We start from the raw sequence: 5,132 nt of genomic DNA on the forward strand, positions 1-5,132 counted from the left end.
GAAGAAATAAAGACACGTTCGTAGACATATTGAATTGACAGCCGTTCTGGAAGAGATTTCAGAACATAAAGAATAAGAGCATTAGAATCGAGAGATTCGATAAAGAACCGCTAAGTTTAGCGCATCGCAATATAATATTAAAATATACGATGAAGAGTTTGATCCTGGCTCAGGATGAACGCTAGCGGCAGGCTTAACACATGCAAGTCGAGGGGTAGGGCACTTCGGTGCTTGAGACCGGCGCACGGGTGCGTAACGCGTATGCAATCTGCCTTTCACAGAGGGATAGCCCAGAGAAATTTGGATTAATACCTCATAGCATACTAAGTTGGCATCAACCTAGTATTAAAGTCACAACGGTGAAAGATGAGCATGCGTCCCATTAGCTAGTTGGTAAGGTAACGGCTTACCAAGGCGACGATGGGTAGGGGTCCTGAGAGGGAGATCCCCCACACTGGTACTGAGACACGGACCAGACTCCTACGGGAGGCAGCAGTGAGGAATATTGGTCAATGGGCGCAAGCCTGAACCAGCCATGCCGCGTGCAGGATGACGGTCCTATGGATTGTAAACTGCTTTTGTACGGGAAGAAACACTCCTTCGTGAAGGAGCTTGACGGTACCGTAAGAATAAGGATCGGCTAACTCCGTGCCAGCAGCCGCGGTAATACGGAGGATCCAAGCGTTATCCGGAATCATTGGGTTTAAAGGGTCCGTAGGCGGTCTTGTAAGTCAGTGGTGAAAGCCCATCGCTCAACGGTGGAACGGCCATTGATACTGCAGGACTTGAATTATTGGGAAGTAACTAGAATATGTAGTGTAGCGGTGAAATGCTTAGAGATTACATGGAATACCAATTGCGAAGGCAGGTTACTACCAATTTATTGACGCTGATGGACGAAAGCGTGGGTAGCGAACAGGATTAGATACCCTGGTAGTCCACGCCGTAAACGATGGATACTAGCTGTTGGGGGCAACTTCAGTGGCTAAGCGAAAGTGATAAGTATCCCACCTGGGGAGTACGTTCGCAAGAATGAAACTCAAAGGAATTGACGGGGGCCCGCACAAGCGGTGGAGCATGTGGTTTAATTCGATGATACGCGAGGAACCTTACCAAGGCTTAAATGCAGACTGACCGATTTGGAAACAGATCTTTCGCAAGACAGTTTACAAGGTGCTGCATGGTTGTCGTCAGCTCGTGCCGTGAGGTGTCAGGTTAAGTCCTATAACGAGCGCAACCCCTGTTGTTAGTTGCCAGCGAGTCATGTCGGGAACTCTAACAAGACTGCCAGTGCAAACTGTGAGGAAGGTGGGGATGACGTCAAATCATCACGGCCCTTACGCCTTGGGCTACACACGTGCTACAATGGCCGGTACAGAGAGCAGCCACCTCGCGAGGGGGAGCGAATCTATAAAGCCGGTCACAGTTCGGATCGGAGTCTGCAACTCGACTCCGTGAAGCTGGAATCGCTAGTAATCGGATATCAGCCATGATCCGGTGAATACGTTCCCGGGCCTTGTACACACCGCCCGTCAAGCCATGGAAGCTGGGGGTGCCTGAAGTCGGTGACCGCAAGGAGCTGCCTAGGGTAAAACTGGTAACTAGGGCTAAGTCGTAACAAGGTAGCCGTACCGGAAGGTGCGGCTGGAACACCTCCTTTCTAGAGCCTGAATGTTAGTGCTTGCACACGTTTGGGAAATAAGATGCGCAGCATCGGTTTTTTGGATCTTGAAATTGTATTGCTCTTGCTGTTAATTTAAAAAAATGATAAAACTTAAGTAAAACAGAGTCTCGTAGCTCAGCTGGTTAGAGTACTACACTGATAATGTAGGGGTCGGCAGTTCGAGTCTGCCCGGGACTACTTTTTAAAATCAATTAAAAATTGAGAATTAAAAATTAAAAATGTTAGCTTGAGAAAAAGGAAATTCTAGAGTTGAGTTCTTATGAATATAAATTCATAATTCATAATTCACAATTCATAATTAGATTGGGGGATTAGCTCAGCTGGCTAGAGCGCCTGCCTTGCACGCAGGAGGTCAACGGTTCGACTCCGTTATTCTCCACAAAAGCGAAAGCTTAAAAGTTCATTGACATATTGGGATAAGAAAATAATAAGAAAGTAGAAAGCGTTTTCTGTTGTTGCAGCAATGCATATGATAGGAAACAAAACAAAACGGATCATATTAAATTATGATTTGGTGCAATAAGCAAAATAAGGGCGCATGGGGAATGCCTAGGCTCTCAGAGGCGATGAAGGACGTGATAAGCTGCGAAAAGCTGCGGGGACGGGCACACACCGATCGATCCGCAGATATCCGAATGGGGCAACCCGCTATGTTGAAGACATAGCACACCGATAGGTGGGCAAACCCGCTGAACTGAAACATCTAAGTAGGCGGAGGAGAAGAAAACAAAAGTGATTCCGTAAGTAGTGGCGAGCGAACGCGGATTAGCCCAAACCAGCATTGTTACGGCATTGTTGGGGTTGTAGGACCGCGACATTTCATGCGCAAGGAACCGGAAGCTTCTGGAAAGGAGCGCCATAGAGGGTGACAGCCCCGTATGGGTAACGAGCGTAATGGATAGCGGTATCCTGAGTAGGGCGGGGCACGTGAAACCCTGTCTGAATTTGGCGGGACCATCCGCTAAGGCTAAATACTCCTGAGAGACCGATAGTGAACCAGTACCGTGAGGGAAAGGTGAAAAGAACCGTGAATAACGGAGTGAAATAGATCCTGAAACCATGCGCTTACAAGCGGTCGGAGCCCTTTCGTGGGGTGACGGCGTGCCTTTTGCATAATGAGCCTACGAGTTAACGCTGCTGGCAAGGATAAGTGGTTAAGCCATGGATCCGCAGCGAAAGCGAGTCTGAATAGGGCGCTTTAGTCAGTAGTGTTAGACGCGAAACCGTGTGATCTACCCATGGGCAGGTTGAAGCTGTGGTAACACACAGTGGAGGACCGAACCGGTTGACGTTGAAAAGTCTTCGGATGACCTGTGGGTAGGGGTGAAAGGCCAATCAAACTCGGAAATAGCTCGTACTCCCCGAAATGCATTTAGGTGCAGCGCTGGATATAGTTATATAGAGGTAGAGCTACTGATTGGATGCGGGGGCTTCACCGCCTACCAATTCCTGACAAACTCCGAATGCTATATAATGTTTACCAGCAGTGAGGGCTTGGGTGCTAAGGTCCAAGTCCGAGAGGGAAAGAACCCAGACCATCAGCTAAGGTCCCCAAATATATGCTAAGTTGAAAGAACGAGGTTTGTCTGCCCAGACAGCTAGGATGTTGGCTTGGAAGCAGCCATTCATTTAAAGAGTGCGTAACAGCTCACTAGTCGAGCGGACGAGCATGGATAATAATCGGGCATAAGCATATTACCGAAGCTATGGATTTGCATGTATGTGCAAGTGGTAGGGGAGCATTCTGACAGGGCTGAAGGTGTTTCGTAAGGGATGCTGGACCGGTCAGAAAAGAAAATGTAGGCATAAGTAACGATAATGCGGGCGAGAAACCCGCACACCGAAAAACTAAGGTTTCCACAGCTATGCTAATCAGCTGTGGGTTAGTCTGGACCTAAGGCGAACCCGAAAGGGACAGTCGATGGCCAACGGGTTAATATTCCCGTACTTCTTATTGCTGTGATGGGGTGACGGAGTGATGAAAGCGCCGCGAACTGACGGAATAGTTCGTTAAAGCACCTAGCTATAGGCTCTATAGGCAAATCCGTAGAGCTTGGCGAAATGCGATAGTACTCGGAGTCTTCGGACAAAGAGATAGTGCGCCTAAGGGCTTCCAAGAAAAACCTCTAAACTTCAGGCAATAAGAACCAGTACCGTAAACCGACACAGGTAGTTGAGGAGAGAATCCTAAGGTGCTCGAGAGATTCATGGCTAAGGAATTAGGCAAAATAGACCTGTAACTTCGGGAGAAAGGTCGCCCCGAGCAATCGGGGCCGCAGTGAAGAGGTCCAGGCGACTGTTTATCAAAAACACAGGGCTCTGCAAAATCGTAAGATGAAGTATAGGGCCTGACACCTGCCCGGTGCTGGAAGGTTAAGAGGAGATGTTATCTTCGGAGAAGCATTGAATTGAAGCCCCAGTAAACGGCGGCCGTAACTATAACGGTCCTAAGGTAGCGAAATTCCTTGTCGGGTAAGTTCCGACCTGCACGAATGGTGTAACGATCTGGACACTGTCTCAGCCATGAGCTCGGTGAAATTGTAGTAACGGTGAAGATGCCGTTTACCCGCAGTGGGACGAAAAGACCCTGTGCACCTTTACTATAGCTTAGTATTGACCTTGGATAAATGATGTGTAGGATAGGTTGGAGACTTTGAAGCGGCGTCGCCAGGCGTTGTGGAGTCATTGTTGAAATACAACCCTTTGTTTATCTGAGGCCTAACCCCGCAATGTGGGGGACAGTGCTTGGTGGGTAGTTTGACTGGGGTGGTCGCCTCCAAAAGAGTAACGGAGGCTTCTAAAGGTTCCCTCAGTACGCTTGGTAACCGTGCGTAGAGTGCAATGGCATAAGGGAGCTTGACTGAGAGACATACAGGTCGATCAGGTACGAAAGTAGAGCATAGTGATCCGGTGGTTCCGCATGGAAGGGCCATCGCTCAAAGGATAAAAGGTACGCCGGGGATAACAGGCTGATCTCCCCCAAGAGCTCATATCGACGGGGGGGTTTGGCACCTCGATGTCGGCTCGTCACATCCTGGGGCTGGAGAAGGTCCCAAGGGTTGGGCTGTTCGCCCATTAAAGTGGCACGCGAGCTGGGTTCAGAACGTCGTGAGACAGTTCGGTCTCTATCTACTGCGGGCGTTAGAAATTTGAGTGGATCTGATTCTAGTACGAGAGGACCGAATTGGACTAACCTCTAGTGTATCTGTTGTCCCGCCAGGGGCACCGCAGAGTAGCTACGTTGGGAAGGGATAAGCGCTGAAAGCATATAAGCGCGAAACCCACCACAAGATGAGATTTCTTTTAAGGATCGTGGAAGATGACCACGTTGATAGGCTACAGATGTAAAGGCAGTAATGTCATAGTCGAGTAGTACTAATAATCCGTAAGCTTATGCACACCCTTTTCCCGATCCGCCCAGGCGGATCGGGAGGAAACTTTCTAAAAT

At 48.9% G+C, this 5,132-nt stretch carries 2 tRNA genes and 2 rRNA genes; all 4 read left to right on the top strand.

From position 1 onward, the window contains the following. The first annotated feature begins 146 nt into the window (after positions 1 to 146). The 4 genes from AC1Q5Z_RS23340 (at position 147) to AC1Q5Z_RS23355 (ending at position 5,083) form a co-directional block, all read left to right on the top strand. A 16S ribosomal RNA gene (locus AC1Q5Z_RS23340) occupies positions 147 to 1,660 on the top strand. Between the two features lie 127 nt (positions 1,661 to 1,787). Next, positions 1,788 to 1,861 (top strand) — tRNA-Ile (locus tag AC1Q5Z_RS23345). Positions 1,862 to 1,989: 128 nt separating this feature from the next. Continuing rightward, positions 1,990 to 2,063: transfer RNA gene (locus AC1Q5Z_RS23350), tRNA-Ala, on the top strand. Between the two features lie 137 nt (positions 2,064 to 2,200). Then, positions 2,201 to 5,083: ribosomal RNA gene (locus AC1Q5Z_RS23355) — 23S ribosomal RNA — on the top strand. The 16S and 23S rRNA genes sit together here with 2 tRNA genes alongside, the layout of an rRNA operon. Positions 5,084 to 5,132 lie beyond the last annotated feature (49 nt).

This window comes from Flavobacterium sp. GW823-FHT06G12 (genome assembly GCF_058794775.1).